This is a genomic window from Vicinamibacteria bacterium (assembly GCA_035570235.1).
Classification (GTDB): domain Bacteria; phylum Acidobacteriota; class Vicinamibacteria; order Fen-336; family Fen-336; genus DATMML01.
Genome location: DATMML010000122.1, coordinates 1 through 20,122, shown reverse-complemented (window position 1 = coordinate 20,122; position 20,122 = coordinate 1). Strand labels below are relative to the sequence as shown.

Sequence of the window (20,122 nt, the reverse complement as noted above, 5' to 3'; positions counted from 1 at the left end):
ACTGTACCCGCGGGTTCAGGGCCGACAACACCTTCGTGATCGCCGCCGTCAACGACGTCTTCCCGTGGTCCACGTGCCCAATCGTCCCCACGTTCACGTGCGGCTTCGACCTGTCAAACTTCTCCTTGGACATGCTGTTCCTGCCTCTTGAAAGGGACGGTTAATCCTTGGCCACCTTGCCCATGACCTTGGCCACCACCTCCTCGCTCACGCTCCGGGGGGCCTCCGCATACTTCTCGAAGTGCATGGAATACGTGGCCCGGCCCTGGGTGCGGGAGCGGAGGTCGGTGGAATAGCCGAACATGTTCGAGAGGGGCACCAGGGCGGTGATGATCTGGGTCCCGCCCCGGGAGATTTGGCCCTCCATATGGCCGCGCCGGCTGGAGAGATCCCCCGTGACCGCCCCTGTGTAGTCGTCGGGGGTCACGACCTCGACCTTCATGATCGGCTCCAGGAGCACGGGATGCGCCTTCTTGGCCGCGTCCTGGAAGGCCAGAGACCCCGCCAGCTTGAAGGCCATCTCTGAGGAGTCCACCTCGTGGTAGGTGCCGTCGTAAAGCTTGACCCGCACGTCCACCACCGGGTAGCCGGCCATGATGCCGCGTTCCAGGGCTTCCCGGATGCCCTCCTCGACCGGCTTTATGTACTCCTTGGGGATCGAGCCCCCCACGATCTCGTTTTCGAAGACGAAGCCCTCGCCGGGGGCAGGCTCCAGCTCGATCTTGGCGTGGCCGTACTGGCCCCGGCCGCCGGTCTGCTTGATCCACCGGCCTTCGCCTTTGGCCGACTTGCGGATCGTCTCCTTGTAGGCCACCTGGGGCTTGCCCACGTTGGCCTCCACGTTGAACTCGCGCTTCAGCCGGTCGACGATGATCTCTAGATGCAACTCGCCCATGCCCGAGATCTTGGTCTGGCCGGTGTCACGGTCGGTCTCCACCTTGAAGGTGGGGTCCTCCTGCATGAGCTTGGCCAGGCCCGTACCCAGCTTCTCCTGGTCGGACTTGGTCTTAGGCTCCACGGCCAAGGCGATGACGGGGGCGGGGAAGTTGATGGACTCGAGCACCACCGGCTTACTGATGTCGCAGATGGTGTCTCCGGTGATGACGTTCCTGAGGCCGACCGCGGCCGCGATGTCTCCCGCGTAGACCTCCTTGATCTCCTCCCGCTTGTTGGCGTGCATCTTGAGGAGACGGCCGATGCGCTCCTTCATCCCCTTGGTGGAGTTCAGGACGGTGTCCCCGGTCTTCACGTTCCCGGAGTAGACGCGGAGGAAGGCGAGCTGCCCCACGAAGGGGTCGGTCATGATCTTGAAGACAAGGGCGGAGAAGGGGGCGTCGTCCCGGGGCTCGCGGGGCACCAGCTCCCCCGTGATGGGATCGTTGGCTACGGTGGGGGGAAGGTCGAGAGGCGAGGGCAGATAGTCGACCACCGTGTCCAACATGGGCTGAACGCCCTTGTTCTTGAAGGCGGAGCCACAGATGACCGGGAAGAGCTTCATGGCGATGGTGGCCTTGCGGATGGCAGCCTTGATCTCGGCCACCGTGGGTTTCTCCCCGCTCACGAACTTGTGGTAGAGCGTATCGTCGCCGGCCGCTTCCGCGGCCTCCGCGACCTTCTCGACCATGATGTCGTGGTACTTCTGGGCGTCCGCCTTGCTGTCGGCGGGGATGTCCTGGACCTCGTACTCCGCACCCAGGGTCTCGTCGAGATAGCGGTAGGCCTTCATCTCCACAAGGTCGATCACCCCCTGGTGCTGGTCCTCGGCGCCCAGGGGGAGCTGGATGGCCACCGCCGACTTGGCGTTGAGCCGCTCGTGCATGGTCTCGATGGAATGGAGGAAGTTCGCCCCCACCCGGTCCATCTTGTTCATGAAGGCGATCCGGGGGACCTTGTACTTGTCGGCCTGGCGCCAGACCGTCTCCGACTGGGGCTGCACGCCCGCCACCGCGTCGAAGACCGCGACTGCCCCGTCCAGGACCCGCAGCGAGCGCTCCACCTCGGCCGTGAAGTCCACGTGGCCGGGGGTGTCGATGATGTTGATCCGGTGCTCCCGCCAGAAGCAGGTGGTGGCGGCGGAGGTGATGGTGATCCCCCGCTCCTGTTCCTGCTCCATCCAGTCCATGGTGGCAGTACCCTCGTGGACCTCGCCGATCTTGTAGTTCACCCCCGTGTAATAGAGGATGCGCTCGGTGGTCGTGGTCTTGCCCGCGTCGATGTGGGCGGCGATCCCGATGTTCCGGGTCCGCTCGAGGGGGGTCTGTCTCGGCATCAGCTTCTCAGCGCTCTTCTTTCGCTCGGTGGCCTCACCACCGGTAGTGCGCGAAGGCCTTGTTGGCCTCCGCCATCTTGTGCGTGTCTTCCCGCTTCTTCACCGCCCCTCCCCGAAGATTGGCGGCGTCCATGAACTCCATGGCCAGTTTCTGGACCATGGTGCGCTCGGGACGCTTGCGGGCGAAGGAGATGATCCAGCGCAGGGCGAGGGAGGTGCGACGAGCAGGGTTCACCTCCACCGGGACCTGATAGTTGGACCCCCCCACCCGGCGGCTCTTGACCTCCAGGGAGGGCTTCACGTTGTCTACGGCTTTCTTGAAGACCTTGAGGGGGTCCTCCTGGGTCTTGGACTGCACGACGTTCAGGGCGCCGTACACGATCTGCTGGGAGGTGGAACGCTTGCCCCCATACATCATGCAGTTGATGAACTTGGTGACGAGTGCGCTGTTATAGAGAGGGTCCGCCAGGACCTCCCTGCGCGCGACGAGCCCACGACGTGACATCCGCACACTCCTCAGAAAAAACAACAGACGGCGCTTCGGGTGCCGGGCCCCGCCCGGCCCCGCCGGCGTCGTCTGAGGCCCTACGACCGCCCCGCCTCGAGGATCCTGGCCGTTCGCATCTCCCGAAGGCCCGATCTCCCCGACCGTGTCTCTCCAGCGCCGGGCTGGAAATGCTTCCTTGGCTACCTCCGCCGTCGGCTCCCGCCGCCGGCTCTGGCGACCCTATGCCTTGGGTCGCTTCGCCCCGTACTTGCTTCGCGACCGCTTCCGCCCCTGGACCCCGACCGCGTCCAGCGTGCCCCGCACGATGTGGTAGCGCACGCCGGGCAGGTCCTTGACCCGCCCCCCCCGGATGAGCACGATCGAGTGCTCTTGCAGGTTGTGGCCCACCCCCGGGATGTAAGCCGTGACCTCGATCCCGTTGGTCAGCCGCACCCGGGCCACCTTGCGGAGGGCCGAGTTGGGCTTCTTGGGGGTGGAGGTGAAAACGCGGACACAAACACCCCGCTTCTGCGGCGATCCCTGGAGGGCCGGGCTGTCAGTCTTCGACCGGAGTTTCGTCCGACCGATCCGGACCAGCTGGCTGACCGTGGGCACCTGACCTCCGAGGCCGAGGAGAGAGGGAGTCGCGCCAGGCACCCCCGCCCTCGATTGAGCAACCCTCCAAGTTTATACGAACAAAAGCCCTTGTCAAGGGGCGGGGGGGCCGTCCTTCTCAAGAAGCGGCCCAAAAGGGCGGCGGCGGAGCGCGATCACGCGGGCGCGGAAGGCCCGGCCCTGAAGTTCGACCTGGGGTCGCCCAGACTCCGCAAGCAAACCGGGCACGACTTGATGTTCAGCGGCCAGGGTCAGCAGGTCCTGCCCGAGATTGGCCGGGGGCGGGGGTCCCGCCCCATTGCTGAGCACGGCAACTCCACGATCGCGGTTCGGCTGAATAGGCAACCAGCTGGTGAAACCCGACTCAAGGCCATTCTTCGAGAGAAGCAAGCATCGCCGCTGTGCCACTCCTCCCTAGCCATGCCAACCGCGGGGTTCTGGTTCTCGCGGAACTATTCTGGTTCCGGCTCCGAGCCTAGGAAGCGCGACCGGGGGCCGGTTTGGGGCGTGGTTCACGTTGCCCGAGTCACCCCGACGGCGGCCGGCGCTGCCACTCTCGAGGCTCTTGGGGTATTGTGGCCTCATCGATGACCGCCCTCTCCCCATCCTCTGCCCACAGGCTTGCCCGTCTCGACGGGCTTCCGAGTCGCGCCCCAGAGCGCGTCCTGGCCCGACCGGACTTCTCCTTGAGGCGTGACGCCTCGCGGAGGGCAGGAGGGTGACGGAGGCGGGCCCGCTCGAGCGGGAAGCGCCCCTGGCCCCCGAAGGGAGAGGAGCCAGGTTCAGGGGATGGTTGGAGCGGCATCCGCTCGTCGTCGCCGGCAGCGCCTCGGCCGCGTTTCTTGCCCTGGCCCAAGCGACCTACCTCCTGCTGCGGAACCAGGCTTTCCTCGGTCCCGAAATGGCGGCCGGGATGACCAAACTGTCGATTTTGGTCAGCGTCCTGACCGTCCTGCTCCTTCTGCCCCTGGCGGCCGCGGTGCGGCGCTTCATTCCCGCCTGGCGCGAGGGAGACCGGCTGGGGGCCAGCTGGGCGGTCTGCTTCGGGCTCACCGGGGCCCTGGTGGCCTTCATGATCGCGGACTCCCTGACCGCCGCGCCCCCGGTGCCACGGCCGCTGGCGCCGTGGATCGACGCGCTCGCCGCGCTCGTGGTGGGGGCGATGGCCTCCCTGCTGCGGCCACGCGACCAGTGGGTGCGGTGGTGGGCGCTCCTGACCCTGGCCCTCGTTCTCCTCCTCTTCGTCCCCTACCCACGGATGCCGGGCCCGCCGGCGGAGACCAAACCCACCGCCGCGGCCGTGGCGGACCCCGCGCGTCCGGACGTGGTCCTCGTCTCCATCGACACCCTGCGCGCCGACCACCTGGGTGCCTATGGCCGGTCGCCGACGATCACGCCGGAGATGGATAAGATCGCGCGGGAAGGCGTGATGTTCACGCGGGGGCTGGCGGCCAGCCCCTGGACGACTCCCAGCGTGGCGTCGATCATGACCGGGCTGCCGACGACTCGCCACGGCGCGGGAATGCCCCTGAGCGCCGGGTTCACCTTCCGACGCTCGCCGCTCGACGCCCGCTTCACCACCCTGGCCCAGCGCTTCGCCGCGGCCGGGTACCGCACCCGCGCCGTGGTCGCGAACGGATTCCTTCATCCGGAGTCGGGGATGGCCCACGGCTTCGAGCAGTTCGCGACCCCGAGCGGGGGCGCCATGATGGCCGGCTTCATGCGCGACCTACCCCTCACGCGGCTCATCGTCGACTTGACCCCGCCCGTGAAGTGGGGCGACTACCGTGCGCAAGGGCTGACCGACACCGCGCTGGGATGGCTGGGTGAATCGGACCCGCGCCCGCTGTTCCTTTGGGTGCACTACATCGATCCCCACACGCCCTACCGGGCGGATCCGGCCCGCCTGGACCCGGAGGCGATGGTCGAAGTGATCCGCCAGGCCCACCCCCCGCTGCGCGAGGACGGCACGGTGGTAGGCGAGATCTTTGCGGCCACCGACCTCGTTCGCAGTGGTTCCCTCTGGCTCGGCCCGCGGGACCGCGAGCGGCTTCGGCAGTACTACGCGGGGGCGGTGGCCTACACCGACAAGCACGTGGGCCGCCTGTTCGAGGCTTTGCGCGCTCGGCGCGCGAAGCGGCCGCTCGTGGCCGCGTTGACCGCGGACCATGGGGAGGAGTTCTGGGACCACGGCCATTTCGAGCATGGCCATGACTACTACCGCGAGGTGACCTGGATCCCGCTCGTCTTCTGGGGCGCCGGGGCCACACCGGAGGGACGAAAGGTAGACACCGTGGTGGGCCTGGTCGACATCGCGCCCACCCTCGTCGATCTGGCCGGGTTGCCGGCGATGGTCCCGCAGTCTCCCGACGAAGGGCGGTCGCTCACGGGTCTGTGGGGCACGGGCGGGGGGACGGAAACCCCGGCCGCTCCGGCGCGATTCTCGGGCGGCAACCTCTATGGCCTGCCCGCCGTACTCGTCGAGCACGGACCCTGGCGCTTCCTCCTGCGCGCCAACGGCGTCCAAGAACTGTACGACGTGACGCACGACCCCCAAGAGCGCCACAACGTGGCCTTCGAGCATCCGGAGCTCGCGGAGCGATACCGCAAGGTCCTCGAGCCGCAGCTCGCGACGCTCATGCACACCGGCGTTGGCGCCCCCGCGGCGAAGGTGTCAACGGAGCAGCTCGAGGCATTGAGGGCCCTGGGGTACGTGCGCTAAGGCCGGGGCATCCTTCCCGGAGAGGGGTGCCGAGGTTGGGGACCGTTGCCGAGAAACGCGTAGCCCCGACGCCTTATGGTACGGCCAGGATCGCCTCCAGGACCCTCGGGTCGGAAGGGAGCTGGCCGACCCCGGGCAGCCGGCGGGCCAGCTCGCGCCAGCGGGGGTCGGCGGCGAAGGCCTGCGCGAAGAGGGGCTTGGCCGCATCGAGCTTGCCGCCCGTGGTCAGGGCGACCGCGTGCCAGAAGGCCATCTCCGCGTTCGCGGGCTCCAGGTTCCGCGCCGCCCCGTACTCTTGCTCCGCGCAGGCCCAGTCCCTGACCGCCACGCAGTCGTCGCCCGTCCCCATATGATTGTAGGCCCGCTGGACACGGACCAGCCGGCGCAGCTCGGGCAGGGGGTCCCGGTGGTCTTCCACGCGCAGGTCGAAGACCTTGTCCGCCCAGGGCCGCCCGCTGGAAACGGCCTTGACCACCAGCAGGGCCGCTGACTGCTGGCCGCGGATATCGCCCCCTTCCGCCTGGGCGGCGTCGAGGGCGGCGAGCATGCGCTCGGCCAGATCGCCCGGCGCGGACTCGAAGGCCCGGGCCATGGCCGGCCACACCGTGGACTTGTCCATGAGGTTGGCCTGTACCGTGTACTGCGCCCCTGCCTGGCCGCCCGCGGCCGGCACACAGAGGCGGCCGGTGTGGGTGGCCACGCGGCCCTTCTCGTCCACCATCCCCACCTGGCGCACCTCACGACCGGGGTCCCCGGCCAAGAGGCCCGCCAAGGCCTCAGGGGCGGAGCGGCCCGTGCGCATGAGGGCGAGGCCGAGCGGTCCGTAAGAGGGATCGACGAAGGACTGGGTGGCCACGGCCCCCACCCCCGCCTCCGCCCAGGGGACGACCGCCCCCACCGAGAACCAGTGGCTCTGGACGGCGACACCCATCTGACCGGTGGCGGGATCGCGGGCCACGATCGAGAAGGTGCTGACGGGTCGGACGGGCGGGGCGGACAGGAAGAGGGCGAGGGCGAGGCTGGTCATGGGGGACCTCCGGGGACAAGCATACCCCGCCCCGCAGCTCGGGCCCGGCCGACGCTAGCGGCCCTGTATCAATCGGATGGCCTCCTCCGCCTCCGGCCAGGAGATCCGTTTGGTGGCGCGGGTGAGGGCGGGCAGGGCCTCCCGGGCCGCGGGACCGATCGCGCCCAGCGCCTTCACCGCGGCCTGGCGCGCGCGGTTGTCGTGATCGCCCAGGACCCTGGCCAGGGCGGGGACGGCATCCCTGGCCTCCCCACCCATGCTCTCGAGGGCCATGGCCGCGGCCGTCCGCAGCTCCGGGTCCTTGTCGGAAAGGGTCTCCGCCAGAGCGGGGACGGCGGCCTTCCCCTTGGGACCCATCCCCCAAAGGGTAGAGGCCGCGAGGCCGCGCAGCCGCGGGTCCTCGCCTTTCAACATCTCTATGAGCTCGGGCACCGCGGGTTCGCCGATGCGGATGAGGGCCAGGTTGGCTTGGCCGCTCTTCCCCGAGTCGGCTCCCCTCAGGTCGGAGATGAGACCGGAGACGTCGGGCGGCTTCTCCTGGGCCCGGCAGGCAAGGAGCGTGGCCAGGGCCAGGACCCCGGCCGAGCATGCGCGCCGCATCTTCGAACCCCCTCCCTGACCGGCTGACGGACGGTGTCGTCGGTCCGCGGAAGGAGGATGCGGCGGGCGACGCCCCCCGCGATGTGATCTTCCACACACCGCGGGGGGCGCACTGGCCGGGGAGCTTAGACTTCCGCCCCCTCCTTGATGTGCTCGGGCTCGACGACGTAATCGGCCTCGTAGGAGCCCTCCAGGCCGGGGGCGGTGCGCTCCACGACGTCCTCCGGAATCTTAATCCGGCGGTAGAACTCCATCCCCGTACCCGCAGGGATGAGCCGACCCATGATCACGTTCTCCTTGAGGCCCCGGAGGTAGTCCACCTTTCCGCTGATGGCGGCCTCGGTGAGCACGCGGGTCGTCTCCTGGAAGCTGGCCGCGGAGATGAAGGAATCCGTGGAGAGCGAGGCTTTGGTGATACCCAAGAGCAGGGGCCGGCCCGTGGCCGGCTTCTTGCCCTGGCCCACCATCCGCTCGTTATCGGCCAGGAAGCGGAACTTGTCCACCACCTCGTCGATCAGGAACTCCGTCTCCCCCACGTCCTCGATCTTCACCCAGCGCATCATCTGCCGGGCGATGACCTCGATGTGCTTGTCGTTGATGTTCACCCCCTGCAGGCGGTAGACCTCCTGGATCTCGTCCACCAGGTACCGCTGCAGCTCCTTCTCCCCCCGCACCCGCAGGATGTCGTGGGGATCGATGGGGCCGTCCATGAGGGGCTCCCCGGCCTTGACCCGCTCCCCTTCCTGGACGTTGATGTGGGCGCCGCGGGGGAGCTGGTACTCGCGCTGGTCCCCATCGTCGCCGGTCACGAAGATCTTGCGGTGCTGCTTGGCCACGTCTCCGTACTTCACCCCCCCGTCGATCTCGGTGATGACCGCGGGCTCCTTGGGGCGCCGGGCCTCGAACAGCTCCACCACCCGGGGCAGACCGCCCGTGATGTCCTTGGTCTTGGCCGTCTCCCGCGGGATCTTGGCCAGCACGTCGCCCGCCGCCACCTCGTTGCCGTCCTCCACCATGAGGTGGGCGCCCGAGGGCAGGAGGTACTTCCGCTGCACCTTGCCCTTGGCGTCCTTGATCTCGATGCGCGGCTGCTTCTTCTCGTCCGGGGACTCCATGATGACGAGGGCGGCCATACCCGTGTTCTCGTCCACCTGCTCGTGCACGGTCTGCCCGTCGAGCACGTCCCGGAAGGCCACCTGTCCTTCCTCTTCGGTCAAGATGGTGAAGGAGTAGGGGTCCCACTCCACCAGGAGCTGCCCCTGCTTCACCTCCGACCCGTCCTTGACCTTCAGCTTGGCCCCGTACACCACCGCGTGGCGCTCCCGTTCGCGGCCCTTCTGGTCGTGGATGATGAGCGCGCCCGACCGGTTCATGACCACGAGGTCGCCCTTCTTGTTCTTGACCGTGGTCAGGTTGTGGAACTTGACGATTCCCCCGTTCTTGGCTTCCAGCGTCGTCTGCTCGGTGCGGTGGCTGGCCGTACCCCCGATGTGGAAGGTGCGCATGGTGAGCTGGGTACCGGGCTCCCCGATGGACTGGGCGGCGATCACCCCCACCGCCATCCCCATCTCCACCAGCTTGCCGGTGGCCAGGTCGCGGCCGTAGCAGAGCGCGCACACCCCGCGCTGCGACTCGCAGGTAAGCACGGAGCGAATCTTCACCTTCTCGATTCCCGAGGCCTGGATGGCGTTGGCCGTCTCTTCCGTGATCTCCTCGTTGATCTTCACGATGACCTGGCCTCCGAAGGGATCCTTGATGTTCTCCAGGCTCACCCGGCCCACGATGCGGTCGCGCAGGGGCTCGATTACCTCTCCCGACTCGATGATGGGCTTGATCTCGATCCCGTCCACGGTGCCGCAGTCGTGGTCGCTGATGATCACGTCTTGAGAGACATCGACCAGGCGGCGGGTCAGGTAGCCCGAATCCGCGGTCTTGAGCGCGGTGTCGGCGAGGCCCTTGCGGGCCCCGTGGGTCGAGATGAAGTACTGCAGCACGGTGAGACCCTCGCGGAAGTTCGAGGTGATGGGGTTCTCGATGATCTCCCCGCTGGGCCGCGCCATGAGGCCGCGCATGCCCGCCAGCTGCCGGATCTGCTGTTTGGAGCCGCGGGCCCCGGAGTCGGCCATGATGTAGATGGGGTTGAACTCCGACCCGTCCTGGTCCTGCTTCTCCATCTCCTTGAACATGGCATCCGCCACTTTTTCCGTCACGCTGGACCAGATGGAGATCACCTTGTTGTAGCGCTCGCCGTTGGTGATGGCCCCGTCCAGATACTGCTTTTCGACGTCGATGACCTCCTTCTGGGCGGAGGAGACCAGCTTGTCCTTGACCTCCGGGATCACGAGGTCGTCGATGCCGATAGAGATCCCGGCCTTGGTGGCGTAGAGGAAGCCCAGGTTCTTGATGGCATCCAGCATCTCCACCGTCTTTTCCAGGCCGAAGCGCAGGTAGCCGTACTGCACGAGCAGCTGGAGGCCCTTCTTGCGGAGGAGGCCGTTCACGAAGGGGAGGCCGGGGGGGAGGTGGTCGTTCAGGATGACCCGTCCCACGGTGGTGTTGAGGATCTGGTTCCGGACGGTCTGGACCTCGGTGTGGATCACGTCTTGGTCGTCGTAGACGGTGGTAAGGTCGATCAGCTCCCCCGAGTACATGAGGCGGACGGGGGTGAGGGTCTCGACCTCCTCGTGCTCGAGGGCGATGACCACGTCATCGATGCTGGCGAAAGCCCGCCCCTCGCCCTTCGTTCCCTTCTTCTCCTTGGTGAGGTAGTAGACGCCGAGCACGATGTCCTGGCTGGGGATGGCGATAGGCTGCCCGTTGGCGGGGGAGAGGATATTGTTGGAGGACAGCATGAGCACGCTGGCCTCGATCTGGGCCTCGGGGGAGAGGGGGACGTGCACCGCCATCTGGTCCCCGTCGAAGTCCGCGTTAAAGGCGGTGCAGACCAAGGGATGGATCTTGATGGCCTTGCCCTCGACGAGGATGGGCTCGAAGGCCTGGATGCCCAGCCGGTGCAGGGTGGGGGCTCGGTTCAGGAGCACGGGGTGCTCGCGGATCACGTCCTCCAGGAAGTCCCAGACCTCGGGCCGCTGCTGCTCCACCATCTCCTTGGCCGCCTTGATGGTGGTGACGAGGCCTTCCTTCTCGAGCTTGCTATAGATGAAGGGCTTGAAGAGCTCCAGGGCCATCTTCTTGGGCAGGCCGCACTGGTGGAGTTTCAGCTCCGGGCCGACCACGATCACGGAGCGGCCCGAGTAGTCCACGCGCTTGCCCAGCAGGTTCTGGCGGAACCGCCCCTGCTTGCCCTTCAGGGTGTCGGAGAGGGACTTCAGGGGGCGGTTGTTGGCCCCCCGCAGGACCCGGCCCCGGCGTCCGTTGTCGAAGAGGGCATCCACCGCCTCCTGCAGCATGCGCTTCTCGTTGCGCACGATGACGTCGGGGGCGCGCAGCTCGATCAGCTTCTTCAACCGGTTGTTGCGGTTGATCACCCGCCGGTAGAGGTCGTTCAGGTCCGAAGTCGCGAACCGGCCGCCGTCCAGGGGGACGAGGGGCCGGAGCTCGGGGGGGATGACCGGGATCGCGTCCAGGATCATCCACTCCGGCTTGTTGCCGCTCTTGCGGAAAGCCTCCACCACCTTGAGCCGCTTGGCGTACTTGATCTTCTTCTGGACGGAGTTCTCGGTCCGCATCTTCTCGCGCAGCTCTACCGCGTCCTTCTCCACGTCCACCCGGCGCAAGAGCTCCTTGATGGCTTCCGCCCCCATCGCGCAGCGCAGCTTGGCGTACTTCTCCCGGAGTTGCCGGTAGCGGTCGTCGCTCACCAGCTCCTGGCGCTTCACCTCCGGGCAGTCCCCGGGATCGACGACCACGTAGGACTCGAAGTAGAGGATGCGCTCCAGGTCGCGCAGGCTGATGTCCAGCAGGTGGCCGATCCGGCTCGGCAGACCCTTGAAGAACCAGACGTGGGACACCGGGCAGGCGAGCTCGATGTGGCCCATGCGCTCGCGGCGCACCTTGGACTGCGTGACCTCCACCCCGCACTTGTCGCAAATAACGCCCCGGTGCTTCATGCGCTTGTACTTGCCGCAGAGGCACTCCCAGTCCGTGATGGGACCGAAGATCTTGGCGCAGAACAGACCGTCCCGCTCCGGCTTGAAGGTCCGGTAGTTGATGGTCTCCGGCTTGGTGACCTCGCCGTGGGACCAGGACCGGATCTTCTCCGGGCTGGCCAGCCGGATCTTGATGGAATCGAAGTCGATCACCACCCGTCCCGCTTCCAGGTTCGGCCTCATGGGAATCATCAAACTCATGTATTGACCTCGATTAATCGTTCCCGATCGACCACGCTCCGCCTCAGTGCTTGGCCTTTATGAGCTCCACGTCCAGGCACAGGCTCTGCAGCTCGCGGATCAGCACGTTGAATGATTCGGGCAGGCCGGGCGTGAAGACGGTGTCCCCCTTGACGATGGCCTCGTAGATCTTGGCCCGGCCGTAGACGTCGTCCGACTTGGCGGTGAGCAATTCTTGCAGGATGTGGGCCGCCCCGTAGGCCTCCAGGGCCCAGACCTCCATCTCCCCGAAGCGCTGGCCGCCGAACTGGGCTTTGCCCCCCAGCGGCTGCTGGGTGATCAGGGAGTAAGGGCCGATGGAGCGGGCGTGGATCTTGTCGTCCACGAGGTGGGAGAGCTTGAGCATGTAGATGTAGCCAACCGTGACCTTCTGCTCGAAGCGTTCCCCGGTCATGCCGTCGACGAGCGTGATCTTGCCCGCCTTCAGGAGGTTCGGCCGCAGGTTGTTGACCTCGCCTTCCCGATCGTTGGCCTGCACGAGGTAGCCCTTGATCTCCTTCTCGGTGGCTCCGTCGAAGACCGGGCTCGCGAAATGCAGGCCCAGGACCTTGGCCGCCCACCCGAGGTGGGTCTCCAGGATCTGGCCCACGTTCATACGGGAGGGGACGCCCAGCGGATTCAGCACGATCTCCACCGGGGTGCCGTCCGGGAGGTAGGGCATGTCCTCCTCGGGCAGGATGCGGGCGATGACCCCCTTGTTGCCGTGGCGGCCCGCCATCTTGTCCCCCACGCTGAGCTTGCGCTTCATGGCCACGAAGACCTTGACCAGTTTGATGACCCCGGGGGGCAGCTCGTCCCCCCGCTTCAGCCGGCTCTCCTTCTCCACGAACAAGGCCTTCAAGACCTCGATCTGGCGCTCGGTCTTGTCCACAACCTCGGAGAGTTGGGCCTCCATGTCCTCGTCGTCATCCCCCTTCACCCGGAGCTTCAAGATGTCGGAGTGGCGAAGCTTCTGGAGGACGTCGCGGGACAAGAGCTGTCCCTTCTTGATCACACGTTCGCCCTTGACGTTGACGAGGTCGGCGGTGGCGTTCTTGCCCTCCAGCAGGTCCTCGATGCGCTTGTCGCGCTCATCCTGGAGAATGCGGATCTCGTCCCGCAGGTTCTTCTCCATCAGGAAGAGCTCCGCATCCTCGATCTGGCGGGCGCGCTCGTCCTTCTCCACGCCCTTGCGGGAGAAGATCTTGACGTCCACCACGATCCCCTCGATGCCGGGCGGGCAAACGAGGGAAGCGTCGCGCACGTCGCCCGCCTTCTCCCCGAAGATCGCACGCAGCAGCTTCTCCTCAGGGGTGAGCTGGGTCTCGCCCTTGGGCGTGACCTTGCCCACCAGGATGTCGCCCGGCTTCACGCTGGCCCCGATGCGGATGATTCCGCTCTCGTCCAGGTTGTTGAGGAGGGACTCCGAGACGTTGGGGATGTCGCGGGTGACCTCTTCCGGGCCCAGCTTGGTGTCGCGGGCCTCGATCTCGAACTCCTCGATGTGGATCGAGGTGTACATGTCATCCTTGACCAGCTTCTCGCTGACCAGGATGGCGTCCTCGATGTTGTAGCCGCGCCAGGGCATGAAGGCCACGAGCACGTTGCGGCCCAGGGCCAGCTCGCCCAGGTCGGTGCAGGGCCCGTCGGCCAGGATCTGACCCTTGGCCACGTGCGAGCCCACTCTGACGATCGGCTTCTGGTTGATGCTTGTGTTCTGGTTCGAGCACTTGAACTTGGTCAGGTTGTAGATATCGGCCCCGATCTCCTTGCCCTTGTCGGGGCCCTCCTGGGCCTCGACCCGGATGATGATCCGGCGGGAGTCCGCGGAGTCCACCACCCCCGCCCGTCGGCAGACCACGGCCGCCCCCGAGTCCTTGACCGTGATGTGCTCCATGCCCGTGCCCACCAGGGGCGCCTCCGCGCGGAGGAGGGGCACCGCCTGCCGCTGCATGTTGGAGCCCATGAGGGCTCGGTTGGCGTCGTCGTTCTCGAGGAAGGGTACGAGGGAGGCGGCCACCGACACCAGCTGCTTGGGCGACACGTCCACGTAGTCGATCTCCTCGCGCTTGGCGAGGACGAAGTTGCCGGTCTTGCGGGCGGAGACGCGGTCCTCCACGATGCCGCCGTCCTCGGCGAGCTTGATGTTGGCCTGGGCGATGGTGTACTTGTCCTCTTCCCAGGCGGACAGGTAGAAGCAGTAAGGCTCCACGTCCGCCGGCTTCTTCTTGCGGTTCTTCACGGCCGCGTTCTCGCGCTCCATCTCGTCGCGCTCGACGATGTCACCGACCTTGTAGGGAGCCTCGCCCGCGTCCAGGACCTGGTAGTAGTCGAGGACCCTCCCGCTCTTGACCTTTCGGTACGGGCTCTCGATGAAGCCGAACTCGTTGATGCGGGCAAAGCAGGAGAGGCTGGAGATGAGGCCGATGTTCGGCCCTTCCGGGGTCTCGATGGGACAGATCCGCCCGTAGTGGGTGGGGTGCACGTCCCGCACCTCGAACCCCGCCCGCTCGCGACTGAGCCCGCCCGGACCGAGGGCGGAGAGCCGCCGCTTGTGGGTGATCTCGGAGAGCGGGTTCGTCTGGTCCATGAACTGGCTGAGCTGGCTGGACCCGAAGAACTCCCGAATGCTGGCCATGACCGGCTTCGCGTTGATGAGGTCGTGGGGCATGGCCGTGGCCATCTCCTGATAGACGCTCATCTTCTCTTTGATGGCGCGCTCCATGCGCACGAGGCCGATCCGGAACTGGTTCTCCAGCAGCTCGCCCACGCTGCGCACCCGGCGGTTGCCCAGGTGGTCGATGTCGTCCACGTCCTGGGGGCTGCGGCGTAGCTTCAGGAGGAAGGCGATCACGGCGTGGATGTCCTGGGGGTGCAGGATCTTCTCGGAGAGGGGCGTGCCCAGGCCCAGCTTGGTGTTGAGCTTCAGCCGGCCCACCCGCGAGAAGTCGTACTTCTGGGGGTTCAGGAACATCCCCTCGAAGAGATTGCGGGAGGAGTCGAGGGTGGGGGGGTCCCCCGGCCGCATGCGCCGATAGATCTCGATCAGGGCCTCCTCCGGGGACTTGATCGAGTCCTTCTTGACCGTCATCGACATCATGGGCCCGATCTCGTCCCGCTCCAGGAAGATGATCTCGAAGGAGCTGACCTGGCTCTCTTCGGCCAGGATCACGGAGAGGGCGCGCGGAGTCAGGGCCTCGTTGGCCTCCAAGACCACCTCGCCCGTCCGGGGGTCCGCGATGTCGGCCACCGAGAAGGCGCCCTCCAGGTCCGCCTCCGTGACCTCCACATCCTCGACCTCCAGCTTTTGCATGTGCTGGAGGACGGCGGTCGTGATCTTCTTGCCCGCGTGCAGCACCTCCTCGCGCCGCCCGGCCGAGTCCTTGGGGCCGTAGATGGTCTTGCTGAGCTTCAGGCCCACCAGGTTCTCGGAGACCTTCCAGAAGAGCTTGCCTTCCCGGACCTGGATCCGGTCCCACTTGTAGAACGTCTTCAGGACCTCGGTGTCGTTCTTTAGGCCCAGGGCGCGCAGGAAGACGCTAGCCAGGAACTTCCGCTTACGGTCGATGCGGACGTGGAGCAGGTTCTTCGAGTCGTACTCGAACTCAATCCAGCTCCCCCGGTAGGGGATGACCTGGGCCGCGAACAGCCCCTTCTCGGGCTGGGAGAAGAAGACCCCCGGGGAGCGGTGGAGCTGGCTCACGATGACCCGCTCCGTGCCGTTGATGATGAAGGTCCCGTTCTCCGTCATGAGCGGGATGTCCCCGTAGTAGACCTCCTGCTCCTTGATGTCGCGGATGGTCTTGGCCCCCGTCTCCGGGTCCTTGTCCCAGACCACGAGACGGATGGTGACCTTCAAGGGGACGGCGAAGGTCATGCCCCGCTCCTGACATTCGTCCACGTCGTACTTGAGCTTCAGCCCCACGGGCTCGTCGCAGGTCTCGCAGGTAACGGGCCGGTTCTCGTTCAGGTGGCCGCACTTCAGGCAATGGATCTCGCGGTCTCCGCGGGGATCGGTGATGAGGGTCGCCCCGCAGAAGGTGCAGGGCCGCCCCAGCTTGTCCAGTCCCACCATGCGACCGCACTTGCACTCCCAGTTCCCGATCGAGTAGTCCACGAACTCCAGCGAGCAGTTCTCCCGGAGGTCGGTGATGGGGAAGACGCTCTTGAAAACGGATTGCAAGCCCGCGTCCTCCCGCTCCCCGGGCAGAACCCTCATCTGCAGGAAGCGCTCGTAGGAGTTCTTCTGGATCTCGATCAGGTTGGGGATGGGAATCGAGGTGCTGATCTTGGCAAAATCCACTCGATCGCGATAAATGTTCTTCGAGGCCGTGTACATCTTTTTCTAGTACCCCAGGGCGCGGCGGGACGCCGCTCTCCCCAAATGAGCAGACCGGGGGCGAACACACCTTCCCCCGCGCTCAGCCTTCGACGCCAAAAATGCCCTTTCCACTCGCTGTCGACCGCCGGCGGGTGGACTACTTGACCTCGACTTGGGCTCCCACGTCTTCAAACTTCTTCTTGATCGCGGCCGCCTCTTCCTTGGAGATCCCCTCCTTGACCAGCTTGGGAGCCCCGTCCACCAGGTCCTTGGCCTCCTTGAGGCCCAGGCTCGTGACCTCGCGCACGACCTTGATCACGTTGATCTTCTTGTCGCCCGCACCCATGAGGTGGACGGCGAACTCCGTCTTCTCCTCCGGAGCCGCCGCCGCGCCCGCTGCGGGAGCCCCCGCGGCCGCCACCATCACCGGGGCCGCTGCCGCCGAGACGCCCCACTTCTCCTCCAGCAGCTTCCCTAGCTCGGCCATCTGCATGACCGTGAGCTCGCTGAGCTGGTTCGCGATCGTCTGAATGTCAGCCATTTCTTCCCTTCTTCCCAAGAAAAATCGACGCTACGAAACCCATGTTTATTGCCGGCTCTCTTCCTTCTGCCGGCGCGCTTCCAGGACCCGGACTAGCTTGGTGCCGGGCGCATTCAGGAGACGCACTAGCTTCTGGGCGGGGGCGCTCATGAGGCCGAGCAGCCGGGCCCGCAGCTCGGGCAGGCTGGGCATGGCGGAGAGGGCCTTCACCCCCGCCGCGTCCAGTACCTGGCTGCCGGAGACGAGCCCACCCTTCACGCTCAAGGCCGGATGCTCCTTGGCGAAGTCCACCAGCACCTTGGCCAGGACCACGGGATCGGTGACCGTGTAGGCCACCCCCGTGGTCTGGTCGAACTGGGGCCCCAGCTTCTCGAGAGGGGTGTCCTTGAGGGCGCGCAGAGCCAGGGAGTTCTTTACCACCCGATAGCGGGAGCCGGCCTGGCGAACCTTCCGCCGGAACTCGGTCACCGCGGGAACGCTGAGCCCGCGGAAATCCACGAGGATGGCGTGGGGGGACCGGCCGAACTCGGTGTGGAGATCGTCGATGAGGGCCTGCTTCTCGGTGCGATTCATGTTCTCCCCCGCCCTACGACTGCTCTTCCACGGAGGCGACGTCGACGCGCACTCCGGGACCCATGGTCGACGACAGCGCGATGGACCTGACGTACTTGCCCTTGGACGCCGCCGGCTTTGCCTTCAGCACGCTCTCGATCAGCACCTTCGCGTTGTCCAGGAGCTTCTCGGGGCCGAACGAGACCTTGCCGATGGGGGCGTGGATGATGGCCGTCTTGTCCACCCGGTACTCCACCTTCCCGGACTTGATTTCCTTGACCGCCCGGCCCACGTCGAAGGTCACGGTACCCGTCTTGGGGTTGGGCATGAGGCCGCGGGGCCCCAGTACCTTTCCCAGCCTGCCCACCGACTTCATCATGTCCGGGGTGGCCACCACAGCGTCGAACTCCAGCCAGCCCTCCTGGATCTTGGCCACCATGTCCTCGCCGCCCACGTGGTCGGCCCCCGCGTCCTGGCCTTCCTTCAGCTTCTCCCCCGAGGCGACGACGAGCACGCGCTTGGCCTTGCCCCCCAGACCATGGGGGAGGATGACCGTGCCCCGGACCATCTGGTCGGCGTGCTTGGGGTCCACCCCCAGCCGCAAGGCGACCTCCACCGTCTCGTCGAACTTCGCGAAGGCGGTCTTGGTGACGGTCGACACCGCCTCCGGCAGCAAGTAGTGCTGCTTGGTCGCCGCCACTTCCTTTGCTTTCTTGTACTTCTTCCCGACCCTTCCCATTCCCTCTCCTTCGACAGCCCCGGGGGCTGTCTCCCACCCGCGCCGCCCCCGACGGGCGGCCGGTGGTCCAGATGAGCGGTTCTCAGCCCGCGATCTCCACCCCCATGCTGCGCGCAGTGCCTAAGACCGTGTTGACCGCCGCCTGCAGATCGTTCGCGGTCAGGTCGGGCATCTTCAACTTGGCGATGGCCTCGACCTGCTTCATGGTGATCTTCCCGACCTTGTTCTTGTTGGGCTCGCCGCTCCCCTTGGCGATTCCGGCCTCCCGCTTGATGAGCACGGCCACGGGCGGGGTCTTGGTTATGAAGGAGTAGGAGCGGTCGGCGTACACCGTGATCACGGCGGGGATGATGAGGCCGTCGTCCTTGGCGGTCTTGGCGTTGAAGGCCTTGCAGAAGTCCATGATGTTCACCCCCGCCTGGCCAAGGGCGGGGCCCACGGGGGGGGCGGGGGTGGCCTTCCCGGCCGGAATCTGGAGCTTGATCTGTCCGACGACTTTCTTCATATCCTGCCTTCGCTCAGAGTTTCTCCACCTGCAGGAAGTCCAGCTCCACCGGGGTGGACCGGCCGAAGATGGTGACCATGACCTTGAGGGTGTTCCGGTCCAGGTTGACCTCCTCCACCACCCCCTGGAAGTTCGAGAAGGGGCCGTCGATGATGCGCACGCCCTCCCCGCGCTCGAAGGTGTACTTCGGCTTCGGCTTCTCGATCGATTCCTTGACCTGGTGGAAGATCTGGTCCGCCTCCTCCTGGGAGAGGGGCACGGGGCGGTTGCCGGAGCCCACGAAACCCGTCACCTTGGGGGTGTTCTTGACCAGGTGCCAGGTGGAGTCGGGGATCTTCTTGCCGTCCGGGCCCTCTTCGGTTTCGATCTCGACCAGGATGTAGCCGGGGAAGAAGCGGGTGGCGGTCTGCACTTTCTTGCCCCCCTTCATCTCCACCACTTCCTCGGTGGGAATCTCGATGCGGCCGATGTGGTCGTCCAAGCCATAGGCTTTGGCGCGCTGACGCAAGCTCTCCGACACCTTCTTCTCGAAGCCCGAGTAGGTGTGCACGATGTACCACTGCTTGGACATCAGGGTTTCCATTTCCACCATCGCCTACCTCTTCAAGACCTGAGAGAGGATCCGCGAGAAGGCCAGGTCCAGGCTCCAGAGATAGAACCCGAAGAAGACGGAAGTGGCCACCACTACCACGGTCGTGGAGTAGACCTCCGGCCAGGCCGGCCAGGTCACCTTCTTGAGCTCGCTCCTCACGTCGCTGAGGAAGGCCTTGAGCTCGGCGAACTTCCGCGGTCCCCAGCCCAGGGGCGTGGAGAGCCAGGCCGGCAGCTGCGATCCCCCGCCCGCGCCCTCCCCGCCGGTCGTCACCTTCTCCATCTTGTCCGCCTTGTCCACGTCGGCCACCGCCATTCAGTCCCCTCCGACCGAACCGCCACCACCACACCCGCGGCCCGGGCCTCCCGGGCTCGTCTGGCAGGCCAGGAGGGACTCGAACCCCCAACCCCCGGTTTTGGAGACCGGTGCTCCACCAGTTGAGCTACTGGCCTGTGATTTGTGCTGGAGGCGCCACGGATTGCCCACGGCCCCCCGCCACGAGTCAACGCGCACCGGCCAGCTCATCACTTCGTTTCCTTGTGCGCGGTGTGCTTGCGGCAGAAGCGGCAGAACTTGCTGAGCTCCAGCCGCTCCGTGGTCTTCTTCTTGTTCTTGGTGGTGGCGTAGTTCCGCCGCTTACATTCCGGACACTGAAGAATGATGTTGTCGCGCATTTGGCCCGCTTTACCCTTCTATCTCCCCGGCTTCCGTTGGGGTCCGCCCTACTCCAGGATTTCGGTCACGGTGCCCGCGCCCACCGTCCGCCCGCCCTCCCGGATCGCGAACCGCAGCCCCTTCTCCATCGCAATGGGGGTGATCAGGTC

17 protein-coding genes and 1 tRNA gene are annotated in these 20,122 nt (G+C 66.3%); 1 reads left to right on the top strand and 17 read right to left on the bottom strand.

From position 1 onward, the window contains the following. The 4 genes from VN461_21900 to rpsL form a co-directional block, all read right to left on the bottom strand. A partial coding sequence (locus VN461_21900) for a GTP-binding protein (protein ID HXB57430.1) occupies positions 1 to 133 on the bottom strand: 133 nt, incomplete at its 3' end. Positions 134 to 160: 27 nt separating this feature from the next. Further along, entirely contained in the window at positions 161 to 2,269 is a 2,109-nt protein-coding gene (gene fusA / locus VN461_21895; GenBank protein ID HXB57429.1) for an elongation factor G, read from the bottom strand. Between the two features lie 34 nt (positions 2,270 to 2,303). Continuing rightward, entirely contained in the window at positions 2,304 to 2,774 is a 471-nt protein-coding gene (gene rpsG, locus VN461_21890; protein ID HXB57428.1) for a 30S ribosomal protein S7, read from the bottom strand. A 222-nt stretch (positions 2,775 to 2,996) separates the two neighbouring features. Then, positions 2,997 to 3,371, bottom strand: a complete 375-nt coding sequence (rpsL, locus tag VN461_21885) for a 30S ribosomal protein S12 (protein ID HXB57427.1) — start codon at positions 3,369 to 3,371, stop codon at positions 2,997 to 2,999. Positions 3,372 to 4,089: 718 nt separating this feature from the next. On the opposite strand from rpsL, the gene VN461_21880 reads away from it, so the two are divergent. Next, the gene (locus tag VN461_21880) at positions 4,090 to 6,093 is read left to right on the top strand and encodes a sulfatase (protein ID HXB57426.1); all 2,004 of its coding nucleotides are present in this window, start codon (positions 4,090 to 4,092) and stop codon (positions 6,091 to 6,093) included. 73 nt (positions 6,094 to 6,166) lie between these two features. Here VN461_21880 and VN461_21875 read toward each other — a convergent pair whose 3' ends face one another. The 13 genes from VN461_21875 to VN461_21815 form a co-directional block, all read right to left on the bottom strand. Beyond that, positions 6,167 to 7,120: a DUF1028 domain-containing protein gene (locus VN461_21875; protein ID HXB57425.1), complete on the bottom strand. Its 954-nt coding sequence runs from the start codon at positions 7,118 to 7,120 to the stop codon at positions 6,167 to 6,169. Between the two features lie 54 nt (positions 7,121 to 7,174). Beyond that, positions 7,175 to 7,720, bottom strand: a complete 546-nt coding sequence (locus VN461_21870; GenBank protein HXB57424.1) for a HEAT repeat domain-containing protein — start codon at positions 7,718 to 7,720, stop codon at positions 7,175 to 7,177. A gap of 125 nt (positions 7,721 to 7,845) precedes the next feature. Continuing rightward, a complete protein-coding gene (gene rpoC, locus VN461_21865; protein ID HXB57423.1) occupies positions 7,846 to 12,021 on the bottom strand; it encodes a DNA-directed RNA polymerase subunit beta' in 4,176 nt (1,391 codons plus the stop codon). A 52-nt stretch (positions 12,022 to 12,073) separates the two neighbouring features. Then, positions 12,074 to 16,387, bottom strand: a complete 4,314-nt coding sequence (rpoB, locus tag VN461_21860; protein ID HXB57422.1) for a DNA-directed RNA polymerase subunit beta — start codon at positions 16,385 to 16,387, stop codon at positions 12,074 to 12,076. A gap of 139 nt (positions 16,388 to 16,526) precedes the next feature. Beyond that, positions 16,527 to 16,910 carry a 50S ribosomal protein L7/L12 gene (gene rplL / locus VN461_21855; protein ID HXB57421.1) on the bottom strand — a complete coding sequence of 128 codons (384 nt, stop codon included), beginning with the start codon at positions 16,908 to 16,910 and terminating at the stop codon, positions 16,527 to 16,529. A gap of 45 nt (positions 16,911 to 16,955) precedes the next feature. After that, on the bottom strand, positions 16,956 to 17,483 hold the full coding sequence (rplJ, locus tag VN461_21850; protein ID HXB57420.1) for a 50S ribosomal protein L10: 528 nt from the start codon (positions 17,481 to 17,483) through the stop codon (positions 16,956 to 16,958). A 13-nt stretch (positions 17,484 to 17,496) separates the two neighbouring features. Next, on the bottom strand, positions 17,497 to 18,201 hold the full coding sequence (gene rplA / locus VN461_21845; protein HXB57419.1) for a 50S ribosomal protein L1: 705 nt from the start codon (positions 18,199 to 18,201) through the stop codon (positions 17,497 to 17,499). An 82-nt stretch (positions 18,202 to 18,283) separates the two neighbouring features. Next, the gene (gene rplK / locus VN461_21840; GenBank protein ID HXB57418.1) at positions 18,284 to 18,706 is read right to left on the bottom strand and encodes a 50S ribosomal protein L11; all 423 of its coding nucleotides are present in this window, start codon (positions 18,704 to 18,706) and stop codon (positions 18,284 to 18,286) included. 13 nt (positions 18,707 to 18,719) lie between these two features. Next, positions 18,720 to 19,277 (bottom strand): transcription termination/antitermination protein NusG, encoded by a 558-nt coding sequence (nusG, locus tag VN461_21835; protein ID HXB57417.1) that lies wholly within the window; start codon positions 19,275 to 19,277, stop codon positions 18,720 to 18,722. Positions 19,278 to 19,301: 24 nt separating this feature from the next. Further along, positions 19,302 to 19,613, bottom strand: coding sequence for a preprotein translocase subunit SecE (secE, locus tag VN461_21830; protein ID HXB57416.1), 312 nt, complete (start codon positions 19,611 to 19,613; stop codon positions 19,302 to 19,304). Positions 19,614 to 19,674: 61 nt separating this feature from the next. After that, a tRNA-Trp gene (locus VN461_21825) sits at positions 19,675 to 19,750 on the bottom strand. A gap of 72 nt (positions 19,751 to 19,822) precedes the next feature. After that, on the bottom strand, positions 19,823 to 19,972 hold the full coding sequence (gene rpmG, locus VN461_21820) for a 50S ribosomal protein L33 (GenBank protein HXB57415.1): 150 nt from the start codon (positions 19,970 to 19,972) through the stop codon (positions 19,823 to 19,825). A 48-nt stretch (positions 19,973 to 20,020) separates the two neighbouring features. Continuing rightward, positions 20,021 to 20,122, bottom strand: a 102-nt coding sequence (locus tag VN461_21815) for a hypothetical protein (protein ID HXB57414.1), incomplete at its 5' end; no start/stop codon positions are given.

Bases quoted from the DNA above. Each gene is read 5' to 3' on its own strand.
- rpmG (HXB57415.1), bottom strand. From the start codon at position 19,972: ATGCGCGACAACATCATTCTTCAGTGTCCGGAATGTAAGCGGCGGAAC.
- rplL (HXB57421.1), bottom strand. From the start codon at position 16,910: ATGGCTGACATTCAGACGATCGCGAACCAGCTCAGCGAGCTCACGGTC.
- rpsG (HXB57428.1), bottom strand. From the start codon at position 2,774: ATGTCACGTCGTGGGCTCGTCGCGCGCAGGGAGGTCCTGGCGGACCCT.
- nusG (HXB57417.1), bottom strand. From the start codon at position 19,277: ATGTCCAAGCAGTGGTACATCGTGCACACCTACTCGGGCTTCGAGAAG.
- secE (HXB57416.1), bottom strand. From the start codon at position 19,613: ATGGCGGTGGCCGACGTGGACAAGGCGGACAAGATGGAGAAGGTGACG.
- rplK (HXB57418.1), bottom strand. From the start codon at position 18,706: ATGAAGAAAGTCGTCGGACAGATCAAGCTCCAGATTCCGGCCGGGAAG.
- rpoB (HXB57422.1), bottom strand. From the start codon at position 16,387: ATGTACACGGCCTCGAAGAACATTTATCGCGATCGAGTGGATTTTGCC.
- rpoC (HXB57423.1), bottom strand. From the start codon at position 12,021: ATGATTCCCATGAGGCCGAACCTGGAAGCGGGACGGGTGGTGATCGAC.
- VN461_21870 (HXB57424.1), bottom strand. From the start codon at position 7,720: ATGCGGCGCGCATGCTCGGCCGGGGTCCTGGCCCTGGCCACGCTCCTT.
- rplA (HXB57419.1), bottom strand. From the start codon at position 18,201: ATGGGAAGGGTCGGGAAGAAGTACAAGAAAGCAAAGGAAGTGGCGGCG.
- rplJ (HXB57420.1), bottom strand. From the start codon at position 17,483: ATGAATCGCACCGAGAAGCAGGCCCTCATCGACGATCTCCACACCGAG.
- fusA (HXB57429.1), bottom strand. From the start codon at position 2,269: ATGCCGAGACAGACCCCCCTCGAGCGGACCCGGAACATCGGGATCGCC.
- VN461_21875 (HXB57425.1), bottom strand. From the start codon at position 7,120: ATGACCAGCCTCGCCCTCGCCCTCTTCCTGTCCGCCCCGCCCGTCCGA.